Here is a 26618-nt window from a genome sequence, read left to right as displayed (position 1 = left end):
GAGGTGGTTCTGGAGGAATTGAATTAATACTAGAACCTTGGCGGCGATCCCCATATTCCGCAGCGGCACTGTGAGCAAGGGCACGCTACTTCCACCCCGTGGACGCCAGGAGCCTCTTCTCGAACATCGGAATCATGGACTGCACGTAGGTCTTGGTGAGGTGGTTGTCGTCCTTGTAGACGTAGACGTTGCCCACCACGGCCGGGCAGATGCCGCCCGCGCAGATGAAGTCGCTCATGTCCATCAGATGCAGCCCGTCCACCTTGCCCCGGTATGCATCCAGCGGGGACTTGGCGGCAAGGGATTCTCCCAGCGGCGGGTTGCACTCCGCCGCGTCGGTGCCGTACTTCTGGACGCATTCAGGCATGTTGATGGCGAAGCGGGGGTTGTCCCTGACGCCCACCACGTCTATTCCGGCATCGGTGAACGGCTTGATGCCCTCCAGGTAGCCGGGCACCTCGGTTTCGAACGGGGCTTCCTTGTGCGTGAGGGACGCCACTGTGAACACGGCGTCCGGCTTGTGCTCCATGACGTACGCGGCGCTGGCCTTGTTAAAGGCATTGCAGTCGGCCTCCCGTTCCGTGGATTCGGCGCCAAACCGGCAGTTCCCCTTCAGGAGGGTGACCACCTCCCAGCCGTGGTCCCTGGCGATGGGCCCGAGCGCGGCCATGTACTGCTGGGCGTGCGAGTCACCGAGCACCACGATCCGTTTGGTCACCTTGTCCGGCTTGCTGTTCTGCAGGCAGCCGTTGAGCAGCGGGTCGCTGGGGACGTTTTCGTCGGTGCACAGCCCGTCTATGTCCGCCCACTCGTTTTTCATGGCGGCAGGGGCCGGAATCACGGTGGCGTCCGGCGTCGGCTTGCCGGCGTTTTCCGGCGCCAGCGCGGCAGCACCCGGAGTCAGCTCGCGCGGCTGCGCCGCTGCGGCTGCTTCCTCGGCGTTCAGTCTGGTCTGCCACAGCGCAACCGGCCCGGCCAGCAGGGCACCGCAGGCAACAATCACGACGGCGGTGCGCCAGGCCCGCAGCTGCGGCCAGTGCCACTCGCGCAGGGGCTTCTCGACGAAGCGGGTGGTCAGTACGGCCAGGACCACTGAACCTGCCACGATGGCGAGGCCCTGGACCAGGTTGGGCTTTTCGATGCCGGTGGCTGCAAGTGAGAGCACCAGGACCGGCCAGTGCCAGAGGTACAGGGCATACGAGTTGTCCCCCAGGCCTACGAGGGGCTTGGAGCACAGGATCCGGTCCACGCCGAACCGGCTGCCGCTTTGCCCGGCGACGATGATGGCAGCCGCGGCCAGCGTGGGCCACAGTGCGATGAAGCCCGGGAAGGACCGGTCCACGGTGAGGAGCAGGCCGCAGGAAATCATGGCGGCGAGCCCGGCCCAGCCCAGCACCACGCGCAGTGCCTTGCCCGGTTTCAGGTAGGGCAGTGCCAGGGCCAGCAGCGATCCCAGCGCGAACTCCCACAGCCGGGTCCGGGTGTCGAAGTAGGCGTACGCCTGGTTGCTGGCCGTCTGGTCGATCGAGAACACCAGGGAAGCGATGAAGATGCCGCCGAAGGCAACCATCAGGACGGTCCGGTAGCTGACGTCCCGGCGGCGCCGCAGCAGCCGCCACACGAGGGCGGAGCCGGCGAAGATGAGGGGCCAGAGAATGAAGACCTGGCCCTGGATGGAGAGCGACCAGAAGTGCTGGAGCGGGCTGGCCCCGGAGTGGTCCTGCGCGTAGTAGTCCACTGCGGTGTTGGCCAGCAGCCAGTTCTGCCCGTAGAGGAGGGATGCCCAGGCCTCGTTGAGGACGTCGGGCCAGCGGCTCTGCGGCAGGACCAGCCAGGTTCCGGCCAGCACACCAAGAATCACGACGACGGCGGCCGGGATCAGCCGCTTGAAGAGGTGCAGCCAGTGGCTCACGAGCCGCAACGGCGTGCCCTTCTCCACCTTGCGGACGAAGGACAGGGTCAGCAGGAACGCGGAGATGAGCAGGAAGATATCCACGCCGCCGGAAACCCGGCCAAGCCAGACGTGGTAGGTGACCACCATGAGCACCGCCAGGGCGCGGAGGCCCTGGACCTCGGGCCGGTAGCCCGGCTTGGCTTTCAGCCGGGCAGCTCTCGGCTCACGGTTTTCTTTTCCCGCCGGCTCCTCGCGCGGCATGCTTTTCAGCGGGTCCGTCGATCTCGCTTCTGGCACAGATAACCCCTCAAACGGCAGCACAAAGCACCTATGTTACCGATTCGTGACATTCGAGACGAATCAAACGCGCCGGGGGTGACCGGCGTCTCAGCAGGGCGGGTTCCGGTTTCCTGGGCACTATAGAGTCGGTGCCTAAGGGGATTTGGTGCGTGGATTGGAGTGTCAGGTGATCGTCCAGATGCGGATTTGCGTACCAGCCGAACTGACCACCCTCGTGGCAGACCTGTGCCAGCAGCAGGCCGGCACAGCCGAGGTAGCACTGCACACGGCTGCTTCGATCCTTCCCAAAGGCGACGTGGTCCTGGTGCATGTGGCCCGGGAATCGGTCGAGGAGCTGATGGAGAAACTCCGCGCCCTGAACGTTGAAAGGGTCGGTTCCATTGCCCTTACAGCTCCGGACCTGGTTCTTTCCGACAGGGCCGACAGGGCCGAGGAGACTGCCCCCGGAGAAGGCGCCGACACGGTTATCTGGGACGAGGTCTCGCGGCAGACCGGTGAGGAGTCCCGGCTCAGCTGGACCCTCCTGTCGTTCCTTGTGCTGGCCACCCTGCTCGCAGCGATCGGCATCGTGACGGACTCCACCATCGCAATCGTCGGTGCCATGGCCGTGGGGCCTGAGTTCGGACCGCTCGCTGCGCTGGCGGTTGCCGTGGTGCGCCGAAACTGGAGGCTCGGCGGGCGGGCGGCGGTTGCCCTGGGCGTGGGCTTCCCCGCGGCCATGCTGATCACAGCGCTGATCACCTGGCTGGCCCTGCCGCTGGGCCTCTTTCCGCGGGACGTGCTGGACCGGGCCTCGGCGGCCGAGTTCATCTACCACCCGGGACCGTTTTCGCTGATCGTGGCCGTCCTCGCCGGTGCCGCCGGGATGCTCTCGGTCATCAGCGGGCGCTCGGCCGCCCTGATCGGCGTCTTTATTTCTGTGACCACCGTGCCCGCGGCCGGCTTCGTAGCGGTGGCGCTGGTCCTTGGCGAATTCAGCAAGGCGGCCGGGTCGGCCCTGCAGTTGCTGGTGAACCTTGGCGGCATCGTGGCCGCCGCCGTCGGGGTCCTGTACTTTTACCGGTTGGTCACCAAGCGGCTTCCCGACGGCGACGCGCTCCGGCTGCGGCGGCAGGCCCTTCGTGCGCGGCGCTAGCACCGGACCCTAAACGCAAGGCGCCTGGGCCAGGGAAACGCAAGGAGGCCCGGCCAGCAATAGCTGGACGGGCCTCCCTGTGACACCGCGGGAGCGGGCTGCAGCCTAGTGGCTGTGGCCTGCGTGCTGGTCTTCCTCGGCGGGCTTCTCGGCCACGAGGGTTTCGGTGGTGAGCACCAGCGCGGCGATGGAAGCCGCGTTGCGCAGGGCTGCACGGGTGACCTTGACGGGGTCGATGACGCCAGCGGCAATCAGGTCCTCGTACTCGCCGGACTTGGCGTTGAAGCCGTGGTTGTTGTCCTGCTCGGCAACCCGGGCGGCCACAACGTAGCCGTCGTGGCCGGCGTTCTGGGCGATCCAGCGCAGCGGCTGGACCAGTGCACGGCGGACGATGCCGACGGCGGCAGCCGCGTCACCTTCCAGAGCCGTGACGGCAGGGTCCTCGTCGAGTGCCTTCAGCGCGTGGATCAGGGCGGAACCGCCACCGGCCACGATGCCTTCTTCGAGGGCGGCGCGGGTGGAGGACACTGCATCCTCGATGCGGTGCTTCTTTTCCTTCAGCTCAACCTCGGTGGCTGCGCCAACCTTGATCACGCCGATGCCGCCGGCCAGCTTGGCCAGGCGTTCCTGCAGCTTTTCCCGGTCCCAGTCGGAATCGGTGCGGGTCAGTTCTGCACGCAGTTGGGCAACACGTGCCGATACGTCTTCGGCCGAACCTGCGCCGTCGACGATGGTGGTGTTGTCCTTGGTCACCGTGATGCGGCGGGCGGTACCCAGCACCTCGAGGCCCACGGAGTCCAGGCTCAGGCCCAGTTCCGGGGACACAACCTGGGCGCCGGTCAGCGTCGCGATGTCCTGCAGCATGGCCTTGCGGCGGTCACCGAAGCCCGGAGCCTTGACGGCAACCACGTTCAGGGTGCCGCGGATGCGGTTGACGATCAGCGTGGACAGGGCCTCGCCGTCGACGTCCTCGGCGATGATGAACAGCGGCTTGGAGCTCTGCAGCGCCTTCTCCAGCAGCGGCAGGAATTCCTGCACGGAGGAGATCTTGCCCTGGTTGATCAGGATGAGGGCGTCCTCGAGGACCGCTTCCTGGCGTTCGGTGTCGGTGATGAAGTACGGGGACAGGTAGCCCTTGTCGAACTGCATGCCTTCGGTGAGAACCAGCTCGGTCTGCGTGGTGGAGGATTCCTCAATGGTGATCACGCCATCCTTGCCAACCTTGCCGAATGCCTCGGCGAGCAGTTCGCCCACCTCGTCGCTCTGGGCGGAGATGGCGGCAACGTTGGCCACCTGGGTGCCCTCGACCGGACGGGCGTTCTCCAGCAGGCGGGCTGCGATGGCCTCGACGGAGACCTCGATGCCGCGCTTGATCTGGCCCGGAGCGGCGCCGGCGGCAACGTTGCGCAGGCCTTCCTTGACCAGTGCCTGGGCGAGCACGGTTGCGGTGGTGGTGCCGTCACCGGCGACGTCGTTCGTCTTGGTGGCGACTTCCTTGGCCAACTGGGCGCCAAGGTTCTCGTACGGGTCGTCCAGCTCGATTTCCCGGGCGATGGTCACGCCGTCGTTGGTGATGGTGGGGGCGCCCCACTTCTTGTCCAGCACGACGTTGCGGCCGCGGGGACCAAGCGTCACCTTAACCGTGTTGGCGAGCTTGTCGATGCCGGCTTCAAGCGACCGGCGGGCAGCGTCGTTAAACGCAAGCTGCTTTGCCATGGTTTGTCCTTTCAAGACAGAACCCCGTGCAGCCGCCCGGTCAGACAGAAATCAGACGCGGACGGCGGCACGGGGATCCAAAGAGTTACTTTACGACGATCGCCAGAACGTCGCGGGCGGAGAGCACGAGGTACTCGGTGCCGCCGGTCTTGACTTCGGTTCCGCCGTACTTGGAGTAGATGACGACGTCGCCAACGGCTACGTCGACCGGTACGCGGTTGCCGTCTTCGAAGCGGCCGGGGCCTACTGCAACAACTTCGCCTTCCTGCGGCTTCTCCTGCGCGGAGTCCGGGATGACCAGGCCGGAAGCCGTGGTCTGCTCGGCTTCGAGCGGGCGGACAACAATGCGATCCTCAAGAGGCTTAATAGAGACCGACACTCGGACCTCTCCTTTTCGTCAAAATTCATGGACAGTAAAAACTGTTGCGCCTTGGCGGCAGACCGTCGTCGCGGTGCCGGCAGCAGCCAGGCTGGCAGCTCTTCGTGTGTTAGCACCCTCCTAGGGAGAGTGCTAATGATGACTCTATGTAAGGGGTTAGCACTCGGTCAAGGCGAGTGCCAGAATTTCATCTGCCGTAACTCCCGCATGCCTTTCGTTCAGCGCCCGGCAAGCTCGTCAAACCCCAGGTCCTCGCCGCCGTCGGCGTCCCCGTCCCCCGCGTTTCGCTGGTCGCGGACAAGCACGACGGCGGCCGCCGCCGCGATCACGGCCGACACGATGAGGACCACGATGCCGCCTACACGCGCCCCCAGGTACAGGTCCCGGATCTGCCGGGCTTCCTCGGTGGCGTCGCTGATGTTCTTGCCGCCCACCGAGTAGACAGTGGCGTTGAAGGAGTCCAGCAGGAAGATGATCACCAGCAGGACAAGACAGACGACGGCGATAACGGCGCCGCCGATCAGCACCGGGCGTGCATACCGGACCAGGCGGCTATGCTGCACCGGGCCGGGGTTGGTGCTTTCGGGCTGACCGGGGGTTGGCGTTTCGCTGGATTCCATTCAGACCACCCTATCGGGAAGAGGGCGGCCGGCCGCTCCACTAGGCTTGTTCCCATGTCTGACGCACCGCAGGACCAGATTGCCCCGCTCCTCACAGAAGAAGGATGGGAGCTGCTGGCCTCGCTCGGACCCTACCGGGAGGGCCGCTCCTTCACCCTCAGCTCAAGCCTGCGCAAGGCCGGCCACTCCCCCGAACTCGTGTCCGCCGTGCTGACGCAGTCACGGCTCCGGACCCGGGCCGAGGCCAAGTTCGGCGAGTTTGCCCGGCAGATGCTCTTCACCCAGGCCGGACTGGAGCAGGCCACTCGGCTCAACGTCGCAGCCCGGCACGCACAGCGCTTTGCCCAGGCGGGCGTCCGCCACGTTGCGGACCTCGGCTGCGGGCTCGGCGCGGATGCCATGGCCCTGGCGTCACTGGACATCGCCGTGACCGCGGTGGAGGTCGACGAGACCACCGCCGCCTGCGCCACGATCAACCTCATCCCCTTCCCGCACGCCACGGTGGTCCATTCGGACGCGACGTCGGTGGCGCTGGAGGACGGGGCCGGCGTCTGGCTGGACCCCGCCCGGCGCACCACCACCACATCCGGCACCAAGCGGATCTGGGACCCCGAGGCGTTCTCTCCCCCGCTGTCCTTCGTGGAGTCGCTGGCCGCCGCGGGGCGGGCCGTCGGCGTGAAGATGGGGCCGGGCATGCCGCACGATTCGGTGCCTGCCGGCTGTGAGGCGCAGTGGGTCTCGGTGGGCGGCGACGTCACGGAGGTCACGCTGTGGTTCAACGCCGTGGCCCGGGCCGGCATCCGCCGGGCCGCGCTTGTCATCGGCGCGGCGGGCGCGGCGGAACTCACCAGCGGGGAGGAGTTCGACGGCGGCCCCGTTGCCCCCGTCGGGCCAGTGGAGGGTTTCCTGTACGAGCCGGACGGCGCCGTCATCCGTGCCGGGCTCGTGGCGGACCTCGCCCTGGACCTGGGCGGCCACCTCGTGGACGAGCACATCGCCTACATCTGCGCCCCGGAACTGCTGGATACTCCGTTTGCCCGGGCCTACCGGGTCCTGGAGGTCATGCCGTTCAACGTCAAGGCGCTCAAAACCTGGGTCCGGGAGAACGGCGTCGGCGTTCTGGACATCAAGAAGCGGGGCACGTCCGTCACCCCGGAGGAGCTGCGCAAGCAGCTGCTGCCCGGGGGCAAAGGCGCGGGCAAGGCGGCGGGCAAAAAGACAGCCACCCTGGTCCTCACCCGGATCGGGGAAGAAAGAGTGGCTGTCTCCGTGGAGCCTGTGTAGCTGCCGGGCCGCGCTGCCTACTGGGCGCGGACGAACGCCTCGGCGTCCCGGACCTGCTCGTCCGTGGGACGGATGCCCGTGTACAGCACGAACTGCTCCAGCGCCTGGATGGTGGCCACTTCGGCGCCGGTGATGACCTGTTTACCGGCCTCCCGCGCTGCCTTGATGAGCGGCGTTTCAGCGGGCAGGGCCACGACGTCGAACACGACTTTGGCGGCCTCGATGGTCTCGGCGGGGAAGGACAACGCATCGGCTTCCGGCCCCCCGGCCATTCCCACGGGCGTGACGTTGATGACCATGTCCGCGGTGGCCTCCGGGCCGGCGCCGAGCTCCGCGCGCCAGGTGAAGCCGTAGAGGTCTGCGAGCGCCCGGCCGGTGGCTTCGTTGCGGGCGATGATGGTCACGTCCTTGAACCCGGCGTCGCGCAGGGCTGCGGCCGTGGCCTTGGCCATGCCGCCCGCGCCCTTGAGCAGTACCTTTGACTCCGCCGGTACGAAGTTGCGCTGCAGCAGCTGTTCGATTGCCGTGTAGTCCGTGTTGTAGGCGGTCAGGCGGCCGCCGTCATTGACGATGGTGTTGACGGAGTCGATGGCCTTCGCGGACGGGTCCATGGCATCCACCAGGGCGATCACGTCCTCCTTGTAGGGCATGGAAACGGCGCAGCCCCGGATCCCCAGGCCGCGGACGCCCGCGATCGCCTGGGCCAGATCGGTGGGCGCGAAGGCCTTGTAGATCCAGTTCAGGCCCAGCTGGTCGTACAGGTGGTTGTGGAAGCGGGTCCCGTTGTTGCTCGGCCGGGCCGAGAGGGAGATGCACAGGGTCATGTCTTTATTCAGAATCGGCACCCCTCCATTAAACGGCGGCGCTGCCTTTATTACCGGCCGCAGTCACTTGCAGCCGGTGCCGGGCCGGTAAGGCCCGACGGCGGCCGGCAGCTTTCCGGGTGCGGTGGCCTTCCCCGCCAGGACAGCCAGCAGCGCCTTGTACGCTCCGGGCGTCCGGCCGTAGAGGGCGATCTTGGTCGGTGCGAGGGACTGTGCCAGGGGCCACGGCGCGTCCAGGGCCACCGCAATATCGCCCTTGGCGGGGCCGGCGCCGTAGCCGATCAGGCTGACCAGCGGACCCGTCGTCCCCAGCGTGATCCCGGCGTCCCTGGCCGCGGCGGCAAAGCGGGCCCGGTCCACCGGTGAGCCCCCTGTCACCCGCACTTGGCCGCCGACTAAAGCGCTGTTGCACCGGCCGGCCACCAAGGTGATGGCCCGGGCCGAAATTTTCGCGGACAGGGCCTCTGCGTTTCCCGGTGCTGCCGGAGGTTTCGGCCGGGCAGTGCGCCCGCGCCAGATCATCATGGTCACCACGCGGCGGGCCGCGTCCTCGAGGCGCGACAGCGGGAGCTTTCCCTCGGTGACAGCACGGACTATAGCGGCATGGGCGGCGGCTGCGTCCGCCGGCATCAGCAGCAGGTCGGCCCCGGCTGCCAGCGCGGCCGGTGCCGCCGATCCTCGGGGGTAGCGGCCGGCCACCGCGCCCATGTTCAGCCCGTCCGTGACGGCCACGCCCTTGAAGCCCAGGCCGCGGAGCGCCTTGTAGGTTGCCTTCGACAGGGACGCGGGCATGCCCGGCTCCAGGGCCCTAGCGGCGATGTGGCCGGTCATGATCATGGGCGCACCTGCCTTGACCGCGGACTGGAACGGTTTCCAGTCCCGCGCCTTGAGCTGAGCGAGGGTGGCGTTCTGGACCGGGAGGCCCTTGTGGGAATCGGTGGTCACGGAACCGTGCCCGGGAAAGTGTTTGACGGTGGGCAGCACCCCGCCGGCCAGCATGCCTTTGGCGAACCCGGCACTGAGCGATGCCGCGGCCCGGGGGTCAGCGGACATGGACCGCGCGCCGATCGTTGGATCGGCGGGGCCGATCGTGACGTCGGCCGCGGGTGCGAAGTCCACCGTGAAGCCCAGCGGCGCGAGTTCCGCCGCCAGCCCGGTGCCGGCCTCGGCGGCCAGCGGCACGCTGCCCGCGGCGCCGTAGCTCATCGGGGTGGGCCAACGGGTCAGCGGGGCGCCGACGCGGCTGACTGCTCCGCCTTCCTGGTCGACGCCGATCAGGCCGGGCCAGGTGCGGCCTCCTGAACGGGACGCCTGGTCCAGCCTGCGCGTCACTCCGGCCAGGGCCGGGACGTCCACCAGGCCGGTGGCTGTTCCGGGCACGTTGTCGGCCATGATCATCGACCCCGCAAGGTGCAGGCGTTCCACCATGGCGGCCTGGGCTTCATGGTTGAGGCCGGTGTAGAAGGGCAGGAGCACCTGCCCGGCCTTCTCCTGCAGGGTCATTTTCGCCACTGCCGCGGCGGCAGCGTCGGCGTCCCGCTGCTGCGGGCCCCAGCCCAGCGCCGCGGTTTCCTTCGCGGGCTTTGCCGCGGACGGGGACGGGCTTTGGGCGCCTGTCCGGGGCGTGCCTGTCTGCGCCGTCTGTGGCGGCTTCGGTGCGCCGGAAGCGGAAGGCGCGGGCGCCGTCGTCGTGCTTTGTCCCGGCCCGGGTGACGGGGGCGCCGTGCACGACGCAACAGCGAACAGCGCCGCGAGCGCCGCCGCAGTCCGCGGGCATGCAATGCCGGAATGTTTCCTGGGGGTTTGGGGGCGGCTGGTTGTGTGAAGACTCTCACGCGCCCTGTGTAGCCAAGCCATCAACTCGATGCTACCCCTGCACTAGACTTGGATGACCGTTCCCCTGCCAGCCGTTCGCCAGGAACGGACGGCAACCGGACCCACGTCAGCACACAGCGAGGAACACATGAAGATTGATTTCGCTTCATCCAGGCAATCAACTCTTGGTGTGGAATGGGAACTCGCGCTGGTGGATGCGCAGACCGGTGAACTTTCATCGGTGGCCAATGAGGTCCTGCGTGGGGTCGTGGCCCGGCACCCCGAGCTGAACGAGGATGACGAGCACCCGCACATCAAGCAGGAGCTGCTGCTCAATACCGTGGAGCTGGTCACCGGCATCTGCGAGACGGCCGCGGAAGCGAAGGAAGACCTCGCCCGTTCCCTGGCCGCCGTCCGTGAAGTCACGGACCCGATGGGCGTCGAAGTGTTCTGCGCCGGGAGCCACCCGTTCAGCCCGCCGCAGCTGCAGCCGGTCACGGACAAAGAACGCTACGCCAAGCTGATCGACCGCACTCAGTGGTGGGGCCGGCAGATGGTGATCTACGGGGTGCACGTCCATGTCGGCCTGGACCGGCGGGACAAGGTGCTGCCCGTGCTTGACGGCCTGGTCAACTACTTCCCGCATTTCCAGGCCCTGTCCGCATCAAGCCCGTTCTGGGGCGGCGAGGACACCGGCTACGCCTCGCAGCGGGCCCTGATGTTCCAGCAGCTGCCGACGGCGGGCCTGCCGTTCCAGTTCGCCAGCTGGGAGGAATACGAGTCCTACGTCCAGGACATGTTCACCACCGGCGTGATCGACACCATCTCCGAGATCCGCTGGGACATCCGCCCGGTGCCGGCCCTCGGCACCATCGAGATGCGCATCTGTGACGGCCTGGCCACGCTCGAGGAAGTGGGCGCCGTGGCGGCCCTGACGCAATGCCTGGTCCACGAATTCTCCACCATCCTCGACGCCGGCGGCAGCATTCCCACCATGCCGCCGTGGCACGTCCAGGAGAACAAGTGGCGGGCCGCCCGCTACGGCATGGACGCCATCATCATCCTCGACGCCGAGGGCAACGAGCAGCTCGTCACCGACCACCTGCTGGAGACGCTCAACCGGCTCGAACCCATCGCTGCGAAGCTGGGCTGCCTGGATGAGCTGGCCGACGTCGAGAAGATCATCAGCCGCGGCGCCGGGTACCAGCGCCAGCGCCGCGTGGCCGCCGAAAGCGGCGGAAACCTGCAGGCCGTCGTCCTCGACCTCGTGAAGCAGATGCGGAACGGTCCCACCGCGTAGGGCGCCCACCCAACTAGGTAGCAGTTGAGGGCGTTCCCAGCGCCGAGAACGCCCTGTTCTGCGTCCTACTCGGCGCGGAAACCGTGGTGACCGGCATGGACGAGTCGGGCGCGAAATTAATTCCGCTGGGTTCAATGCCGGCCATGACCAGCTGCGCGCCAAGTGCGGCCACCATCGCGCCGTTGTCCGTACACAGATCCAGCGGCGGAACGTGCAGTGTGATGCCCGCGGCGGAGCAGCGCTGTTCGGTCAGTTGCCGCAGCCGCGAATTGGCTGCCACGCCCCCGCCCAGCAGCACGTCCGTGATGCCACGCTCCCGGCAGGCCAGCACCGCCTTGGAGGTGATGACATCCACCACGGCTTCCTGGAACGCCGCGGCGATGTCCGCCACGGGCACGGGATCGCCGGCGGCCTCGAACTGTTCGACGCACCGGGCCACCGCGGTCTTCAGGCCGCTGAACGACCAGTCGTAGCGGTGCCGGCCGGGCTCCTCCGCGGTGCCCATGTACTTGGGCTGCGTCAGTCCGCGCGGGAACCGGATGGCCTTGGCGTTCCCCTCGCGCGCCAGCCGGTCAATGGCCGGGCCGCCGGGGTAACCCAGACCCAGGATCCTGGCGACCTTGTCGTACGCCTCGCCGGCGGCGTCGTCGATGGTGGAACCCAGCAGCTCGACGTCGTCAGTGATGCTGCGGATGCGCAGGATCTCGGTGTGGCCGCCGGACACCAGCAGGGCGCCGAGGTTTTCGGGCAGTACCGGTTTTGCGGCGGCGCCGGCCTCGGTTCCTGTTCCGATGCCGGGGCGGGAGTTGAGGAGGCCGACCCCCACGTGGGCCACCAGGTGGTTGATGGCATAGAGCGGTTTGCCGGTGGCGACGGCGAGCGCCTTCGCGGCGCACACGCCCACCATCAGCGCGCCGGCCAGCCCCGGACCGGACGTCACCGCGATGGCGTCGATCTCGTCCAGCGTCACGTCCGCCTCGGCCAGTGCGGCCCGCAGGGCAGGAACGAAGGCATCCAGGTGGGCGCGCGAGGCGATTTCCGGGATCACGCCGCCAAACCGGACGTGTTCCTCCATCGACGAGGACACCGTGTTGGTCAGGAGGTCGGCGCCGCGGACGATGCCCACGCCCGTTTCGTCGCACGAGGACTCAATGCCGAGGACTAGCGGCTGCGAGCGGTTCATTTCTGGTCTGCCTCCGTCGGAGCGGTTTCGCCGGCGCGGCCGGCTTCGTCGGTCTGCCCGGGCCGGGGTCCGGCGTCGTGCACGATGTCCTGGTGCACAGCCAGCACGTCCTCCAGCTGGAGCCGCATGATCAGGGCGTCCACGCCGTCGCGGTAGTACTTCTTCCGCACGTGGATCTGCTCGAAGCCGAAGCGGACGTACAGCTGCTGGGCCCGGGGGTTGTCGGCGCGGACCTCGAGCAGGATGTCGGCTGCGCCGCGGCGCCGCCCCTCGGCGATCAGGTCGGTGAGGAGCGCTGTGCCGATGCCCTTGCCCTCATATTCGGGGACGACGGCGATGGTCTGGACGTCGGCGATCGGCTCCACGCACATCAGTCCCGCGTAGCCGACGATGCCATCCGGTCCCTCGGCCACCAAGTACCGGCGCGTCTCCGGCTGCACCAGTTCATCCCAGAACATCTGCAGCGGCCACGCGTCCACCGGGAACAGCCGTACCTCCAGTTCGTGGACGGCCGGGATGTCGTCAGGGAGCATGTCGCGGATGGTCACGCCCGAGTCCAGCCGGCGGGGCAGGACGGGCGCGGTGCCGGGCGTTGGAATGCCGGAGGCTCCGGCTGGTTCGGGCAGCAGGTTCACAGGGCACGCTTCCGGGGGCCGGGGACCTGGGCGTCGGATTCACGAAGATACAGTGGTGTGGAGTCCAGGAGTTCCTCGCCGGATTCCAGCCTCGCCAGCGCGAACTGCCCCAGGTAGAGCGCGTCCGGCTGTTCGGTGCTGAAGTCCGGATCCGCGCGCACGTCGTCGGGGTACAGCCCTGCGCCCGCGCCGTAAGCAGGCAGGTCGGGCAGGTCAGCGGCGAAGCCCACGTGCGGCCCATCCGTGAGCTTTGGCAGCTGGCCCGCGGCCAGGGTGTAGCGCGCCCAGTAGACCTCTTTGCGCCGGGCGTCCGTGGCCACAAGGAACTCGGCCGGCGCGTTGGTGGATTCGGCCACCTCGAGGGCGACGGCGTCGAGGCTCATCATGCCGTGCAGCGGCGTGTTCCAGACAAAGGCGAGCGTACGCGCCGTCGCAATGCCGGACCGGAGCCCGGTGAACGGGCCGGGACCAACGCCCACCACGATCGCGTCGATGTCCGCTCCGGTCACGCCGGCGTCCGCGAGCAGGCGCTCGATTCCGGGGGCGAGGACCTCGGCGTGGCTCCTCGTGTCCTCGGTGGAGAAGCTGCCCACCACGCCCTCCAGGGCGTCGTCGGATACCAGCGCGGCGCTGGCCACGGCTGAGGTGTCGATGGCAAGAATGAGCATCAGGAGATTCCTTCCGCGGCCAGAACGGGCTGTTCGGACCAGCGCGGCCCGAAGCCGCGGATGATGATGGTGCGGGGCTCGTCGTCGTCCTCCGACTCGAAATCCAGGGCGCCGTTCCCCGTCCGGTGGGCCGCGGCGGCGCCGCCAAGCTGGCGGTGCAGTTCCACCTCGAGCCGGCTCTCGGTCAGGTGCTCCACGCGGTCCCGGCCCCACTCCACGACGGTCACGGCAGAGTCCAGCGTGTTCTCCAGGTCGATGTCGTCAATTTCCGACGCCGATCCCAGCCGGTACGCGTCCACGTGCACCAGGTCGGGCCCGCCAGGACGCGGCCCGTCGGGGAGGTTCGGGTGGATGCGCACCAGCACGAAGGTGGGGGAAATGATGCCCTCGCGGACGCCCAGGCCTTCGCCCAGGCCTTTCGTAAAGGTCGTCTTGCCGGCGCCCAGTTCTCCCGTCAGCACCAGGAGGTCCCCCGCCCGGAGCACCTGCGCCAGGGCCGCACCGAGCGCGTGGGTCTGGTCCGCCGTCGTGACCGTCAGGGTCTGGACCCACAGCGGAGTGTTTCCGGTTTCCGGAATGCCGCCGTTCTCCGCAAGGCGACCGTTTTCCGGAACGCGACCGTTTTCCGGAACGCTCATGGCGCCGGCGTTTCGGTCGCTGCCACTTCGGTCACGGGCGATTCGTTGATGTAGGTGCGGGGCACGCGGGGGCTGATACGGGTGACGATCTCGTAGTTATTGGTGCCGGCGGCGCGGGCCCAGTCATCGGCCGTGGGGCCGCCGTCGGCACCCTCACCGAACAGGACCGCCTCTGCCCCGAGGACGCTGTGGCCGCCCCGGCTCACGTCGAGCGGGCCAAGGTCGATCACCATCTGGTCCATCGCGATCCGTCCCACCACGGGGTAGGTGACACCCTCCACGCGAACGGGGCCGCCGGTGGCGACGCGGGGTACGCCATCGGCATAGCCGAGCGGGATGAGCCCCAGCGTGCTCTCGCCGGAGGTGCGGTAGTTGAAGCCGTAGGAGACGCCCTGGCCGGAGTGCACGTCCTTGCAGTGGGACACGACGGTGCGCAGGGTCATTGCCGGGCGGAGGCCCAGTTCCGCGGAGGTCTGCCCCTCGAAGGGCGAGAGGCCGTAGATTCCCAGCCCTGCACGGACCAGGTCGAAGTGCGTGTCCGGCCGGGACAGCGTGGCCGGGGTATTGGCCAGGTGGCGGACTTCGGGGTCCACGCCCGCATCCTCGGCGATGGCCAGGACCTCGCGGAACGCAGCGAGCTGGTCATCGGTTTCCGGACGCTCGGGTTCGTCGGCCACGGCAAGGTGGGAAAAGATGCCCACCACACGCAGCAGGCCCTGGTCCTGGTATTCCACGGCTTCACCAACCAGCCGGTCCCACACCTCGATGGTGGCACCGTTGCGGCCAAGCCCCGTATCGACTTTGAGGTGGACGCGGGCCGGCCGTTCCTGTTCCCGGGCGGCGGCCACGATCTGTTCCAGCTCCCAGCCGGAGCACCCGATATCGACGCCGGCAGCAACCGCCGCGCCGAAGTTGCTTTCCGGGGTGTGCAGCCAGGCGAGCAGCGGGGCTTCGATGCCCGCGGCGCGCAGTGCCAGCGCCTCGGAGATGTGCGCCACGCCCAGCCAGCTGGCGCCTGCCTCGAGGGCCGCACGGGCCACGGGCACGGCGCCGTGGCCGTAGGCATCAGCCTTGACCACCGCCATCACCTTGGCCGGCTCGGCGGCTGCGGCAAGCCGCCGGACGTTGTGCCGGATGGCCTCGAGATCGATGACGGCGGAGCGCTCATGGGCCGTCCGGTCGTATGCGTGGAACGTCCCGGCCGGGCCCGTAACTGCCGGGCGGTCACCTGTTGCTGCTGGATAAATCACTCTACTGATTCTAGTGCTGGCACTTCGGGCCGAATAATTGCCCGGAAAACGGCGTGAATTCCTGCTCAGGCGTCCGAGAGGTGCGCGATGGTGGCGGCCGCGCGCCGTGGGGCTTCCTGCGGAACGTCCCTGACGATGTCGGCGAGGAAGGAATAGCGGCGGAGCCACTGGCTGCCGCGGCGTTCCGGCCGGGCGTTGGCGCGTTTCCACCAGTCGGCGATGTCTCCCCAGCCGGGTGCTGCGAGGGAACCGCCCACCTCCTGCACGGCCAGTGCCGCGCAGAGGTTGGCGAAACGGAGCCGGTCGCTGAGCGGCCACCCCGCCAGGCTCCCGACGATGAACGCGGCCCCGAAGCAGTCCCCGGCGCCGGTCGGATCGAAGGCGGCCACAGGCAGCGACGGCACCCACTCCTCCTCGCCGGATTCGGAGTCCACTGCCACGGCCCCCTGCGCCCCCAGCGTCACCACCGCCACGCGGCACCCGGTCCGCCAGGGAGTACAGCGCCGCCCATGGATCGTCTTTGCCGGTGAAGGCCATGGCCTCGCGCTGGTTGGGCATGAAGGCATGGAAGTACTGCAGGTTCGCAAGCCGCGCGTGGGCCCATTCGCCGGTGGGGTCCCAGCCGACGTCGCCGAACAGCTTCACGCCCTCCCTGTGCGCCGCGAGCGCCCAGGGCTCCAGCTCATGGCCGAGGTCCGCCACGGCAGCCAGCGAGCGGGGCGGATCCCCAATCATTTCGGAGGAGGTCACCGGTGCGGGGTGCCCGTGCGTGACCATCGAGCGGTCGTGGTTCACGCTGAGGGAGACGGTCACGGGCGAGTGCCAGCCCGCCACCCGGCGGGACAGGGACAGGTCCACGTGCTCCTGCCGGTCCAGAATCTTCCAGTTGTAATCGCCGTAGCCGTCGTCGCCGAAGGCCGCCGCCAGACCCGTCCGCAGGCCAAGGCGCGCCGCCGCGATGGCCTGGTTGGCCACGCCGCCGGGGCAGCTGCCCATTCCCTCGCTCCAGATTTCCGTTCCGGGTTCGGGCGCGTGCGGCAGCCCGGTGAAGATGATGTCCTGAAAAACGGTCCCCGCCAGCAGCAGGTCGAACTCCCCCGCAGCCTGCGTACGGACGGCAGCGAGGGGGTCGAACCGGCGTGCGGGATTCGCCTCCATGTTCGGCACATTACGCTGTGTACCTTGGCGTTGAAACCCCGCGATGTGGGGGTGGGGACGCGTCCGGGCTCTGTGCCGCTCCGCCGTCCGGGGCTTGTCGCCGGTTGCGGCGCATAGACTCCTGCCATGCGGCTCATGATCGCCGGCGGCGGCGGATTCCGGGTTCCCCTCGTTTACCGTGCCCTCTGTTCCGGGCCCTATTCCGGCCTGGTCAGTGAGGTGGTGCTGTACGACGTCGACGGCGGCCGCCTGGCTGCCATCGAGGCCGTGCTTCGGTCCATGCCTTCGGAAATCAGCCGGTCACCGGAGGTGAGCGGCGCGGGGGACGGAAGTTCCGCCGTCGGACGTTCCTCCACCCGTCCGCCCGTGGTGACGTCCACAACGTCCCTCGCCCAGGCACTCGACGGGACGGATGTGGTGTTCGCCGCCATCCGTCCGGGCGGAACGGCCGGCCGGGTCGCCGACGAACGGGTGGCACAGGAGCTCGGGCTGCTGGGACAGGAAACCACCGGCGCGGGTGGCATCTCGTACGCGCTGCGGTCCATCCCGGCCATGCTGGAGCTGGCCGCCGGCATGCGGACGCACTGCCCGGACGCGTGGCTGGTCAACTTCACCAACCCGGCGGGGATGGTCACCGAGGCGCTGGTTCCCCTGCTGGGCCGGAAGGTGATCGGCATCTGTGATTCCGCGAGTGCCCTGGTGCACCGCGCCGCCAATGCGGCCGGCGTGCCGCTGCCGGCGGACAAGCTCGACGGCGTGGGCTACTACGGGCTGAACCATCTCGGTTGGCTGTACCGGCTTGAGAGCGGCGGCCGGGATGTCCTCCCCGGCCTGCTGGCCGATGCCGCGGCGCTGGCCAGCTTTGAGGAGGGCCGGCTGTTTCCACAGCCGTTCCTGCGCAACCTGGGGCTGCTGCCAAACGAATACCTGTTCTATTACTACGAGACGGCGCGCGCGGCGTCAGGCATGCGGGCTCTGGCGAAGACGCGCGGTGAGTCGATCCACGGCCAGCAGGCGGAGCTGTATCCGCGGCTGGCCGGCGCCGGAGACGACGCCTACGGCTTGTGGGAGGCGGCGCGGCGGTCCCGCGAGGAGGGGTACCTGGCCGAAGCCAGGTCCGGCGGTGAGGCGCGGGACCCCGAGGACCTTGCCGGCGGCGGCTACGAGCAGGTGGCGCTGGCGGTGATGCGGGCGCTGGCGGGCGGTGGCGGCGCACGGGCGGCTACCCAGCTGATCCTCAATACCCCGAACTCCACCGGACGGCTTGCGGGGGCCGCCGGCTCCCAGGCCGCGATTCCCGGGCTGCCGGGGGACGCCGTCGTCGAAGTTCCCTGCACGGTCACGCCGGAAGGGGCGGTGCCCATCCCGCAGGACCGGCCGGCCGAACCGCAACTCGGCCTCCTGCAGCAGGTAAAGGAGGTGGAGCTGCTCACTGTCCGTGCTGCCTGCACGGGCGACCGTGATGCGGCGCTGGACGCATTCGCGGCTCACCCCTTGGTCGGTTCCTCTGGGCTGGCTGCTGGGCTGCTCGCCGGCTACGAGGATGCGTTCCCGGAGTTGGCCGCGTTGTGGCGGCACTGAGCCCGTACAGCGCTAAAGCGCCGGACGGGTTTTAGCAGTGCCGTGCTACATCCGCTGGCCGCCCGCGCTGGCGTGTGGGACGCGACGTTGGCAGGAGTTCCAGCGCCACCGTTTCGCTGAGCGTTGAGGAGTAGTGTTTTATCCGACGAAGTTCCCGCAGTACGGAGAGGAGGGAGGGCCATGTCCGTCATCAAGCGAGTGGCTTTCCTGTCGCTGCATACCTCCCCCATGGAACAGCCCGGTTCCGGGGACGCCGGCGGCATGAACGTCTACATCCGCGGCCTTGCCTCCGCCCTGGCCGAAACCGGCATCGAAGTGGAGGTCTTCACCCGCTCCACAGCCGCCGGCCAGCCTGCGGTCGAACACCCGGACCCCGGCGTCTGCGTCCACAACGTCATGGCCGGCCCGCCCCGCAAGCTGCCCAAGGAAGAACTCCCCGAGCTGCTGCACAGCATGGTCGCCGAAATCGAGCGTGTCCGCGCCCAGCAGCCGCACGGACGATACGACCTCATCCACTCCCACTACTGGGTCTCCGGCGTCGCCGGCCTGGAACTCTCCGCCCTCTGGAACATCCCGCTCGTGCACACCATGCACACCATGGCCAAGGTCAAGAACCTCCTCCTGCATTCCGGCGAACAACCCGAACCGCGCCGCCGCGAAGACGGCGAACACCGCATCGTCGACGGCGCCACCCGCCTCATCGCCAACACCACCGCCGAAGCCGCCGAACTCGTCTCCCATTACGATGCCGATTTCGACCACATCGACGTAGCACCCCCCGGCGTGGACCTCTCCGTCTTCACCCCCGCGTTCCGCGCCCGGTCCCGCACCGCCCACGGCGTCGCCCCCGGCACTTTCCACCTGCTCTTCGCCGGCCGGATCCAACGCCTCAAGGGCCCCCAGATCCTGCTCAAGGCCGCCGCACTGCTGCGTCGCCGCCGCCCCGACATCGACCTCAGACTCACCATCCTCGGTGCGCTCAGCGGAGCCAAGGACTTCAACCTCAATTCCCTCGTCAGTGCCGCCGGACTCGACGACGTCGTCACCCACCACCCGCCCGTCAGCGCACCTGAACTTGCCGGCTGGTTCCGGGCGGCCGACGTCGTCGTCATGCCCTCCTACAGCGAGTCCTTCGGACTGGTCGCGCTCGAGGCCCAGGCCTGCGGCACCCCCGTCCTCGCCACCCGCGTCGGCGGGCTCACCCGCGCGGTCAGCCACCGCCGCACCGGTCTCCTCGTGGACGGCCACCGCGCCGCAGACTGGGCCGACGCCCTCGAAGCCCTCCATGACGACCCCGACACCCGGCATAACATGGGGACCGCCGCCGCCATCCACGCCGCAAACTCCGGCTGGCAGCGCACCGCCGCCATCACCCTCGACAGCTACCACGCGGCCGTCGACGAACATGCCTCCAGCCACCCCATGGCAGCCGTCTACGGGACGCGGCTCACGGGCTAAAACCATCCTGAAAGGACAACGATGTCTGACAGCACTCCCCTGAGCGGTACAGGCCAGAGCAGCACTCCCCTGAGCGACCTGGACATTGCCCGAAGGGCAGTGCTGCGGCCCATCGAGGAAATCGCCGCGGCTGCCGGCATCGATGCCGGGGCGGTCGAGCACTACGGCCGGTACAAGGCCAAGATCGACCCCGCGAAGCTGTCAGCCCCCGCACCCGCCGGAAAGGTGGTGCTGGTCTCGGCGATGTCGCCCACCCCGGCGGGGGAAGGAAAATCAACCACGACCGTGGGACTGGCGGACTCCCTTGCCAGGGCGGGCCACAAGGTAATGGTCGCGCTGCGGGAGCCCTCGCTCGGCCCCATCCTCGGAATGAAGGGCGGAGCCACGGGCGGCGGCCTCTCCCAGGTGCTGCCCATGGACGAGATCAACCTGCATTTCACCGGCGACTTCCACGCCGTGACGTCCGCCAACAATGCCCTCATGGCCCTCGTGGACAACCACATCTACCAGGGCAACGAACTGAACATCGACCCGCGCCGCATGACGTTTAAGCGGGTCCTGGACATGAATGACCGCTCCCTCCGCGAGATCGTCATCGGACTTGGCGGCCCCGCCCAAGGCGTCCCGCGCCAGGACGGCTTCGACATCACCGTCGCCTCGGAAATCATGGCGGTCTTCTGCCTCGCCACCGACATAGCCGACCTGCGGGACCGGCTGGGCCGCATCACCTTCGGTTACACCTACGACCGGACGCCGGTTACCGTGGCGGACCTCGGCGTGCAGGGAGCGCTGACGCTGCTGCTGAAGGACGCGATCAAACCGAACCTCGTCCAGACCATCGCCGGCACCCCCGCACTGGTCCATGGCGGGCCGTTCGCGAACATTGCCCACGGGTGCAACTCGCTGATCGCCACGCAGACCGCACGGCGGCTGGCCGACATCGTGGTGACTGAGGCTGGATTCGGGGCCGACCTCGGCGCCGAAAAGTTCATGGACATCAAGGCGCGGGTCGCCGATGTGGCGCCGGCCGCCGTCGTGGTGGTGGCGACCGTTCGCGCGCTCAAGATGCAGGGCGGGGTTTCCAAGGACCGGCTGAACGAGCCCAACGTTGAGGCCGTCGAGGCGGGTGTGGTGAACCTGCGCCGGCACGTCCGGAATGTGGAGCGGTTCGGTGTGGCGCCGGTGGTGGCGATCAACAAGTTCCCCTCCGACACCCAGGCGGAGCTCGACTGGCTGCTCGGCTGGTGCGCCGGCGAGGGCATCCAGGCCTCCGTGGCGGATATCTGGGGACGCGGCGGAGGGGGCGACGGCGGTGATGAGCTGGCTGCCAAGGTCGCCGCTGCGGTCAGCGGGCCGTCGTCGTTCCGGCATCTCTACCCGCTGGATATGTCGGTGGAGGACAAGATCCGCACCATCGTCCAGGAAATCTACGGGGCCGACGGCGTGGACTTCTCGGTACCTGCACTGCGCCGGCTGGCGGACATCGAGAAGAACGGCTGGTCCGGGTTGCCGGTCTGCATGGCGAAAACGCAGTACTCGTTCACGGACGACGCCACACGGCTGGGAGCGCCCAAGGGGTTCACCATCCATGTGCGTGACCTCATCCCCAAGACCGGAGCAGGCTTCATTGTGGCCCTGACCGGAGCGGTCATGACCATGCCCGGCCTTCCCGCCGTACCCGCGGCAATGCGGATGGACGTGGACGACGCCGGCAGTCCGGTCGGCCTCTTCTAGACGCCTCCTCACTTCCCGTCGCTCCAACCCCAACCCTCCCTGCCGATCCGCTCTCACTTCCTGCCGGTTTTCCGGCATCCCTCTCTCATTCCCTACCGGTATATCCCGGATCCTCTCTCACTTCCTGCCGGTTTTCCCGGGACCCTCTCTCACCCCTGTCGCCTGTGGATAACTTCTGCGGCGTTCCTCAATATGGGTCACAATGCCTGCATGGAAACGCGCGACGGCTTACCTCCCCGATTATCGTCAGCCCCGTTCACCTTCGACTCGGCTCGGACCGAAGGCATCCCCGCGTCACGGCTGCGGCGTCGGGATGTGATTCATGTGGGGCGCGGACTTTACCGCCCGTGGGACTGGGACTTTGATCTGGAAGCGGCGGCGCGGGCGCTGTCAGAAGCCTCTCCGGGCGCTTGGATCTCACACGTCACTGCGGCGCGGCTCCGATGCCAAGTGCTGCCGCCATGGCTGTCGGACTCCACGGAACTACATTTGAGCAAGCCGAAGCGGCTGCCCTCGGTACGTCGTAAGGGAGTGCTTGGCCATACCCTGCTGGCGGAAGAAGACGAGATTGAGACAGTCGACGGCATCCATATCAGCAGCCGGTCACGGACATGGCTGGATTTGGCACGGAGACTGCCGCTGCGGGATTTGGTGTGCATGGGTGACCAGATAATCCGTATTCCACGAATGGAATTCGAGGGCCGGGCCCAGCCTTTCGATACCCTGAACGGTTTACGTTCCCTGGTTCTGCGGCACCCCAATCTGCAGGGCATTGTCCGTGCCAGGGCGGCACTGAACCTGATGCGGGTGGGTGCAGACTCGGCACCTGAATCAATGCTTCGTCTGGCGATGGTGGACGCCGGACTCCCTGAACCCGACCTCCAACTCACGCTGAGAAGCGGCGACCCGTTGTCGCCGTCGGCCGATCTCGGATACCGTGCCCAGCGGATCGCCATTCAGTACGACGGCGGTCATCACCTCGCCGAGGCTCAGATCTTTCGTGACAGACGACGAGACAAAGCTTTCGAGGCCGCGGGATGGACCGTACTGACGGTAAGGAAGGACGACCTCGACGAGGGTTTCCATGGGGCGATCATCCGGATAAAGCGGGCAAGACGAATGGCGCAGCTGGACCATCCTCACGCATCTGGCTTTGCCGGCCCCTGGTGAGAGAGGGTGGCCGTCATCTCTGCAGGAAGTGATAGAGGATCGCATCAAATCTTGCAGGAACTGATCGAGCGTCCCTAGGGGTGCGGGCGCTGTATGGATAACCGACGGCTACCCGTCCACCTTTGCAGGCACGTCGGCTGCACGCCCGGCAGGCCTCACATCTTGACCCTTTGAGGCGGACACGTTCCCCGAGCCCCCGCCGCGGCGGAGCGAGGTGAAGACGACGGCGACGCTGACCGCCACCAGGGCGGCGACGTACAGGGCAGTCGGCAGATCCTCGGCCAGGAGGCGCGGAATCGCGCGGCCGGGCACGGAGATGGCGAAGCCGAACGCCACCGCGATGCCGATGTAGCTGCCGATCATGTTGCCCCGATGCGCCGGGATGTTCCTGCGGACGGCAGCGATGAGACCGAGCGTGACGGTCACGATCGTGAACGCCGACAGCCCGTGAAGCCAGCTGAATTGTCCGTGGCTGACGATCCTGAAGCTGCTGAAGCAGACGTAGTACATGGCCGCAACCCACAAATGTCCCATAGTGCGGTGGATCCGGTCACGGCGGCGCCGAAGGATCTGGACCGGACCTATGGCGAGGACAAAGAGGGCGGCAATGACATGGCTGGCAAGCAATACATTCCAAGGCTCCATGCCCCTAGGATAGGAGCACTATCCAGCGGTGTACATCAAGATAGCCGGCGCGGCGGCAGCTATCCAAGGGAGGCCTGGCGCCGGGGAATGGAGCGGACATGCAGCTGAAGGAACTAAGTGAGCGGACGGGAGTCTCTCCCGCCAGCATCAAGTTCTACCTTCGCGAAGGGCTGCTGCCTGCGGGCCGTTCGGTGCACGCCACCCGGGCGGAGTATTCAGAAAAGCACGTGAGCCGGCTGGAACTCATCCAGGCGCTAAGGCGCGTGGTCGGGTTGAACCTCGCCCAGATCAGGTCCCTGCTCAGGATGGCCGACGGCGGCGTTCCCCGCCTTGAACTCTTGGCTGCGGTCCAGTGCACGGTGCTGGGCCTCGATGAGGTGAGTACAGCGCAAGGCGACTTGCACACACCGGGGGGTGACGCCGTCGTGCGTTCCCGGAACTGGCCGGACGTGCCGAGCGACGCCAGAAATTCGCTCAATGCCCATTTGGCCCGGATGGAAAGTCTCGGTGTGCGGGTGCCCGGTGACCTGCTCGACGCCTACAGCCGGGCGGTGGATGCCATAGCCGCAGTGGACATTTCGGCCACCACGGCGCCGGACGACGTCAATGAGCTGATCATGACGGCGGCCGTGGGCATGCACCTGCACGGGCAGCTGGTCCTGAAGCTGCTGGCGCTCGCGCAGGCAAGCCATGCAATCCGACGCTATGAAGAGCACGCTTAAATGGCGATGCTCCCGCACCCGAAGGTGAGGAAGCATCGCGTCAAAACCCGCAAAAGGTGAGGAAGCGTCCGGTCAGAACCGACAGGATCTGAGCAAGCGTCCGGTGAAAACCTGCAGGAAGTGCGAGAGCGTTTAGCGGTCGAGGTCACCGCGGATGAAGGCCTCGACCTTCTCGCGGGCGAGGTCGTCGTTGAACTGCTCCGGCGGGGACTTCATGAAGTAGCTCGACGCGGAGGTCAGCGGGCCGCCGATGCCGCGGTCCAGGCCGATCTTCGCCGCGCGGATCGCGTCGATGATCACGCCGGCCGAGTTGGGTGAGTCCCAGACCTCGAGCTTGTATTCCAGGGATACCGGGGCATCGCCGAAGTTGCGGCCCTCGAGGCGGACGAAGGCCCACTTGCGGTCATCGAGCCACTGCACGTAGTCGGACGGGCCGATGTGGACGTCCTTCGCTGCGAGTTCGGCTTCGACGTTGGAGGTGACGGCCTGGGTCTTGGAGATTTTCTTGGACTCGAGGCGGTCGCGCTCCAGCATGTTCTTGAAGTCCATGTTGCCGCCGACGTTCAGCTGGTAGGTGCGGTCCAGCGTGACGCCGCGGTCTTCGAACAGCTTCGCCATCACGCGGTGGGTGATGGTGGCGCCGATCTGGCTCTTGATGTCGTCACCCACGATCGGCACGCCCGCGGCGGTGAACTTGTCAGCCCATTCCTTGGTGCCGGCGATGAACACGGGCAGCGCGTTCACGAACGCCACGCCGGCGTCAATCGCGCACTGGGCGTAGAACTCGGCGGCTTCCTGGGAACCGACCGGCAGGTAGCAGACCATAACGTCCGCCTGGGCGTCCTTCAGGGCCTGGACCACGTCCACAGGTTCCTCGGTGGACTGCTCGATGGTCTCCAGGTAGTACCGGCCCAGGCCGTCCAGGGTGTGGCCGCGCTGGACCGTCACGCCGGTCGGCGGGACCTCGGCAAGCTTGATCGTGTTGTTCTCGCTGGCCAGGATCGCGTCGGCCAGGTCGACGCCGACCTTCTTGCCGTCCACGTCGAAAGCGGCCACAAACTTCACGTCGTTGACGTGGTACTTGCCGAACTCCACGTGCATCAGACCCGGAATCGTGGCCTGGGGGTCGGCATCCCGGTAGTAATGGACACCCTGAACCAGCGAAGCGGCACAGTTGCCCACGCCGACGATAGCTACACGAATCGGATTTGAAGACACGGAACTCCTTTGAGGACAAACTTCATGTGCCCTGCGCGTCTGTACCTTGCTGTACGACGGCGGCTGACGGGCACCGCGCCACGCGGCGCACTTATCAGTCTAACCAAACGCTGCCGGGGCCGGCTTTGTTCCCGCCGGCCCCGGCCATTTGATTACGTGTCACTTTTGAGGTGCGGTCAGACCGGCTGCGCCCACAGGTTGATGTCGGATTCGACGGCGAACTCGTCGATCGCCGTCAGCTCGTCAGCGCTGAACTCGAGGTTGTTGATGGCCGCCAGGGTGTCCTCGAGCTGCCTGACGCTGGACGCCCCGACCAGCGCGGAGGTCACCGGGGAGCCCTTGGGCTGGTCGCGCAGGATCCAGGCGATGGCCATCTGGGCCAATGACTGTCCCCGGCCGGCGGCGATGGCATTCAGCCCGCGGACCCTGTCCAGCTTCTCGTCGGTCAGGGCCGATTCAGAGAGGAACCTCGCCTTGGCCGCGCGGGAGTCGGCCGGGATGCCGTTGAGGTACCTGTCGGTCAGCATGCCCTGGGCCAGGGGGGAGAACGCGATGGACCCGGCACCCACCTGATCCAGTGCCTCGTAGAGGTTGGGCGAGCCGTTCTCGGTCCAGCGGTTCAGCATGGAGTAGCTGGGCTGGTGGATGAGCAGCGGGGTGCCGAGCTCTTTCAGGATGCGGGCGGCCTCGAGCGTCTGCTCCGGCGTGTAGGAGGAGATGCCGGCGTACAGGGCCTTGCCGGAACGGACCGCGTAATCGAGCGCGCCCATGGTTTCCTCCAGCGGCGTCTCCGGGTCCGGGCGGTGGCTGTAGAAGATGTCCACGTAGTCCAGGCCCATGCGCTGCAGCGACTGGTCCAGGCTGGAGATCAGGTACTTCCGGGAGCCCCACTCGCCGTACGGACCGGGCCACATGTAGTAGCCGGCTTTGGTGGAGATGACCAGCTCGTCACGGTACGGCCTGAAGTCGTCCTGCAGGTGCCTGCCGAAGTTGGTCTCAGCGGAGCCATCCGGCGGACCGTAGTTGTTCGCGAGGTCGAAGTGGTTGACGCCGAGGTCGAAGGCCCGGCGCAGGATGGCGCGCTGTTCATCGAAGCGCTTGTCATCGCCGAAGTTGTGCCACAGGCCCAGCGAGATGGCCGGCAGTTTCAGGCCGCTGCGTCCGACGCGGCGGTAGGGCATGGTGTCGTAGCGGGTGTCCGGGGCCACATAAGTCATGCGTTCCATCCTGCCAGCCGCGCCAGAGCTGCGGGGCGGGCGTCCACCATCCGGTCACCGGCGGTGGACGCCGC

The 26618-nt window shown here is 67.6% G+C and carries 22 protein-coding genes and 1 pseudogene; 8 read left to right on the top strand and 15 right to left on the bottom strand.

Annotated elements, in window-relative coordinates; all coding sequences use genetic code 11:
* Positions 1-85: 85 nt before the first annotated feature.
* The gene (locus ABIE00_RS05985; protein WP_354263281.1) at positions 86-2155 is read right to left on the bottom strand and encodes an acyltransferase family protein; all 2070 of its coding nucleotides are present in this window, start codon (positions 2153-2155) and stop codon (positions 86-88) included.
* Positions 2156-2372: 217 nt separating this feature from the next.
* Here ABIE00_RS05985 and ABIE00_RS05980 point away from each other — a divergent pair, with 217 nt between their 5' ends.
* On the top strand, positions 2373-3329 hold the full coding sequence (locus ABIE00_RS05980) for a DUF389 domain-containing protein (protein WP_354257961.1): 957 nt from the start codon (positions 2373-2375) through the stop codon (positions 3327-3329).
* Between the two features lie 105 nt (positions 3330-3434).
* Here the strand turns inward: ABIE00_RS05980 and groL are convergent, their stop codons facing one another.
* The 3 genes from groL to ABIE00_RS05965 form a co-directional block, all read right to left on the bottom strand.
* Complete coding sequence (groL, locus tag ABIE00_RS05975; RefSeq protein WP_354257958.1) at positions 3435-5045, bottom strand: chaperonin GroEL; 1611 nt, start codon at positions 5043-5045, stop codon at positions 3435-3437.
* Positions 5046-5130: 85 nt separating this feature from the next.
* On the bottom strand, positions 5131-5424 hold the full coding sequence (gene groES, locus ABIE00_RS05970) for a co-chaperone GroES (protein ID WP_003805290.1): 294 nt from the start codon (positions 5422-5424) through the stop codon (positions 5131-5133).
* 218 nt (positions 5425-5642) lie between these two features.
* Entirely contained in the window at positions 5643-6044 is a 402-nt protein-coding gene (locus tag ABIE00_RS05965; protein WP_354257955.1) for a hypothetical protein, read from the bottom strand.
* A gap of 54 nt (positions 6045-6098) precedes the next feature.
* Between ABIE00_RS05965 and ABIE00_RS05960 the strand changes: the two genes are divergently transcribed.
* Positions 6099-7328: a THUMP-like domain-containing protein gene (locus tag ABIE00_RS05960; protein WP_354257952.1), complete on the top strand. Its 1230-nt coding sequence runs from the start codon at positions 6099-6101 to the stop codon at positions 7326-7328.
* 17 nt (positions 7329-7345) lie between these two features.
* Here ABIE00_RS05960 and ABIE00_RS05955 read toward each other — a convergent pair whose 3' ends face one another.
* Together ABIE00_RS05955 and ABIE00_RS05950 are read right to left on the bottom strand one after the other, a co-directional pair.
* Positions 7346-8173 carry a shikimate 5-dehydrogenase gene (locus tag ABIE00_RS05955; RefSeq protein ID WP_354257949.1) on the bottom strand — a complete coding sequence of 276 codons (828 nt, stop codon included), beginning with the start codon at positions 8171-8173 and terminating at the stop codon, positions 7346-7348.
* Positions 8174-8215: 42 nt separating this feature from the next.
* Positions 8216-9655, bottom strand: coding sequence for a glycoside hydrolase family 3 N-terminal domain-containing protein (locus tag ABIE00_RS05950; protein ID WP_354257946.1), 1440 nt, complete (start codon positions 9653-9655; stop codon positions 8216-8218).
* A 460-nt stretch (positions 9656-10115) separates the two neighbouring features.
* Here ABIE00_RS05950 and ABIE00_RS05945 point away from each other — a divergent pair, with 460 nt between their 5' ends.
* Complete coding sequence (locus ABIE00_RS05945) at positions 10116-11267, top strand: glutamate--cysteine ligase (protein ID WP_331575566.1); 1152 nt, start codon at positions 10116-10118, stop codon at positions 11265-11267.
* Between the two features lie 13 nt (positions 11268-11280).
* Here ABIE00_RS05945 and tsaD read toward each other — a convergent pair whose 3' ends face one another.
* From tsaD to ABIE00_RS05915, 6 genes and pseudogenes are all read right to left on the bottom strand, one after another.
* The gene (gene tsaD / locus ABIE00_RS05940) at positions 11281-12450 is read right to left on the bottom strand and encodes a tRNA (adenosine(37)-N6)-threonylcarbamoyltransferase complex transferase subunit TsaD (RefSeq protein WP_354257943.1); all 1170 of its coding nucleotides are present in this window, start codon (positions 12448-12450) and stop codon (positions 11281-11283) included.
* On the bottom strand, positions 12447-12983 hold the full coding sequence (gene rimI / locus ABIE00_RS05935; protein WP_354263280.1) for a ribosomal protein S18-alanine N-acetyltransferase: 537 nt from the start codon (positions 12981-12983) through the stop codon (positions 12447-12449). Before rimI ends, tsaD begins: the two co-directional genes overlap by 4 nt.
* 98 nt (positions 12984-13081) lie before the next feature.
* The gene (gene tsaB / locus ABIE00_RS05930; protein ID WP_331575562.1) at positions 13082-13753 is read right to left on the bottom strand and encodes a tRNA (adenosine(37)-N6)-threonylcarbamoyltransferase complex dimerization subunit type 1 TsaB; all 672 of its coding nucleotides are present in this window, start codon (positions 13751-13753) and stop codon (positions 13082-13084) included.
* Positions 13753-14391 (bottom strand): tRNA (adenosine(37)-N6)-threonylcarbamoyltransferase complex ATPase subunit type 1 TsaE, encoded by a 639-nt coding sequence (tsaE, locus tag ABIE00_RS05925; RefSeq protein WP_354257939.1) that lies wholly within the window; start codon positions 14389-14391, stop codon positions 13753-13755. Before tsaE ends, tsaB begins: the two co-directional genes overlap by 1 nt.
* The gene (gene alr / locus ABIE00_RS05920) at positions 14388-15641 is read right to left on the bottom strand and encodes an alanine racemase (RefSeq protein ID WP_354257936.1); all 1254 of its coding nucleotides are present in this window, start codon (positions 15639-15641) and stop codon (positions 14388-14390) included. The genes tsaE and alr overlap by 4 nt, the downstream gene beginning before the upstream one ends.
* A 65-nt stretch (positions 15642-15706) precedes the next feature.
* A pseudogene (locus tag ABIE00_RS05915) lies at positions 15707-16799 on the bottom strand (carbohydrate kinase family protein).
* A 126-nt stretch (positions 16800-16925) separates the two neighbouring features.
* Here ABIE00_RS05915 and ABIE00_RS05910 point away from each other — a divergent pair.
* The 4 genes from ABIE00_RS05910 (at position 16926) to ABIE00_RS05895 (ending at position 22742) form a co-directional block, all read left to right on the top strand.
* Positions 16926-18380, top strand: a complete 1455-nt coding sequence (locus ABIE00_RS05910) for a family 4 glycosyl hydrolase (protein WP_354257933.1) — start codon at positions 16926-16928, stop codon at positions 18378-18380.
* A 180-nt stretch (positions 18381-18560) separates the two neighbouring features.
* Positions 18561-19838 carry a D-inositol-3-phosphate glycosyltransferase gene (mshA, locus tag ABIE00_RS05905; RefSeq protein WP_354257930.1) on the top strand — a complete coding sequence of 426 codons (1278 nt, stop codon included), beginning with the start codon at positions 18561-18563 and terminating at the stop codon, positions 19836-19838.
* Between the two features lie 21 nt (positions 19839-19859).
* Positions 19860-21572, top strand: coding sequence for a formate--tetrahydrofolate ligase (locus ABIE00_RS05900; RefSeq protein ID WP_354257928.1), 1713 nt, complete (start codon positions 19860-19862; stop codon positions 21570-21572).
* A gap of 210 nt (positions 21573-21782) precedes the next feature.
* On the top strand, positions 21783-22742 hold the full coding sequence (locus ABIE00_RS05895) for a hypothetical protein (protein WP_354257925.1): 960 nt from the start codon (positions 21783-21785) through the stop codon (positions 22740-22742).
* Positions 22743-22850: 108 nt separating this feature from the next.
* On the opposite strand, the gene ABIE00_RS05890 is transcribed toward ABIE00_RS05895, so the two are convergent.
* On the bottom strand, positions 22851-23387 hold the full coding sequence (locus ABIE00_RS05890) for a DUF2306 domain-containing protein (protein WP_354257922.1): 537 nt from the start codon (positions 23385-23387) through the stop codon (positions 22851-22853).
* Positions 23388-23485: 98 nt separating this feature from the next.
* Here ABIE00_RS05890 and ABIE00_RS05885 point away from each other — a divergent pair, with 98 nt between their 5' ends.
* Entirely contained in the window at positions 23486-24109 is a 624-nt protein-coding gene (locus ABIE00_RS05885; RefSeq protein ID WP_354257919.1) for a MerR family transcriptional regulator, read from the top strand.
* Between the two features lie 132 nt (positions 24110-24241).
* Here the strand turns inward: ABIE00_RS05885 and ABIE00_RS05880 are convergent, their stop codons facing one another.
* Both ABIE00_RS05880 and mgrA read right to left on the bottom strand, forming a co-directional pair.
* Complete coding sequence (locus tag ABIE00_RS05880) at positions 24242-25327, bottom strand: inositol-3-phosphate synthase (protein ID WP_354257916.1); 1086 nt, start codon at positions 25325-25327, stop codon at positions 24242-24244.
* 176 nt (positions 25328-25503) lie between these two features.
* A complete protein-coding gene (mgrA, locus tag ABIE00_RS05875) occupies positions 25504-26544 on the bottom strand; it encodes an L-glyceraldehyde 3-phosphate reductase (protein WP_354257913.1) in 1041 nt (346 codons plus the stop codon).
* Positions 26545-26618 lie beyond the last annotated feature (74 nt).

Origin of the sequence: Arthrobacter sp. OAP107, assembly GCF_040546765.1 — a bacterium.
Lineage (GTDB): Bacteria > Actinomycetota > Actinomycetes > Actinomycetales > Micrococcaceae > Arthrobacter.
This window is presented reverse-complemented; position numbering and strand designations above follow the sequence as displayed.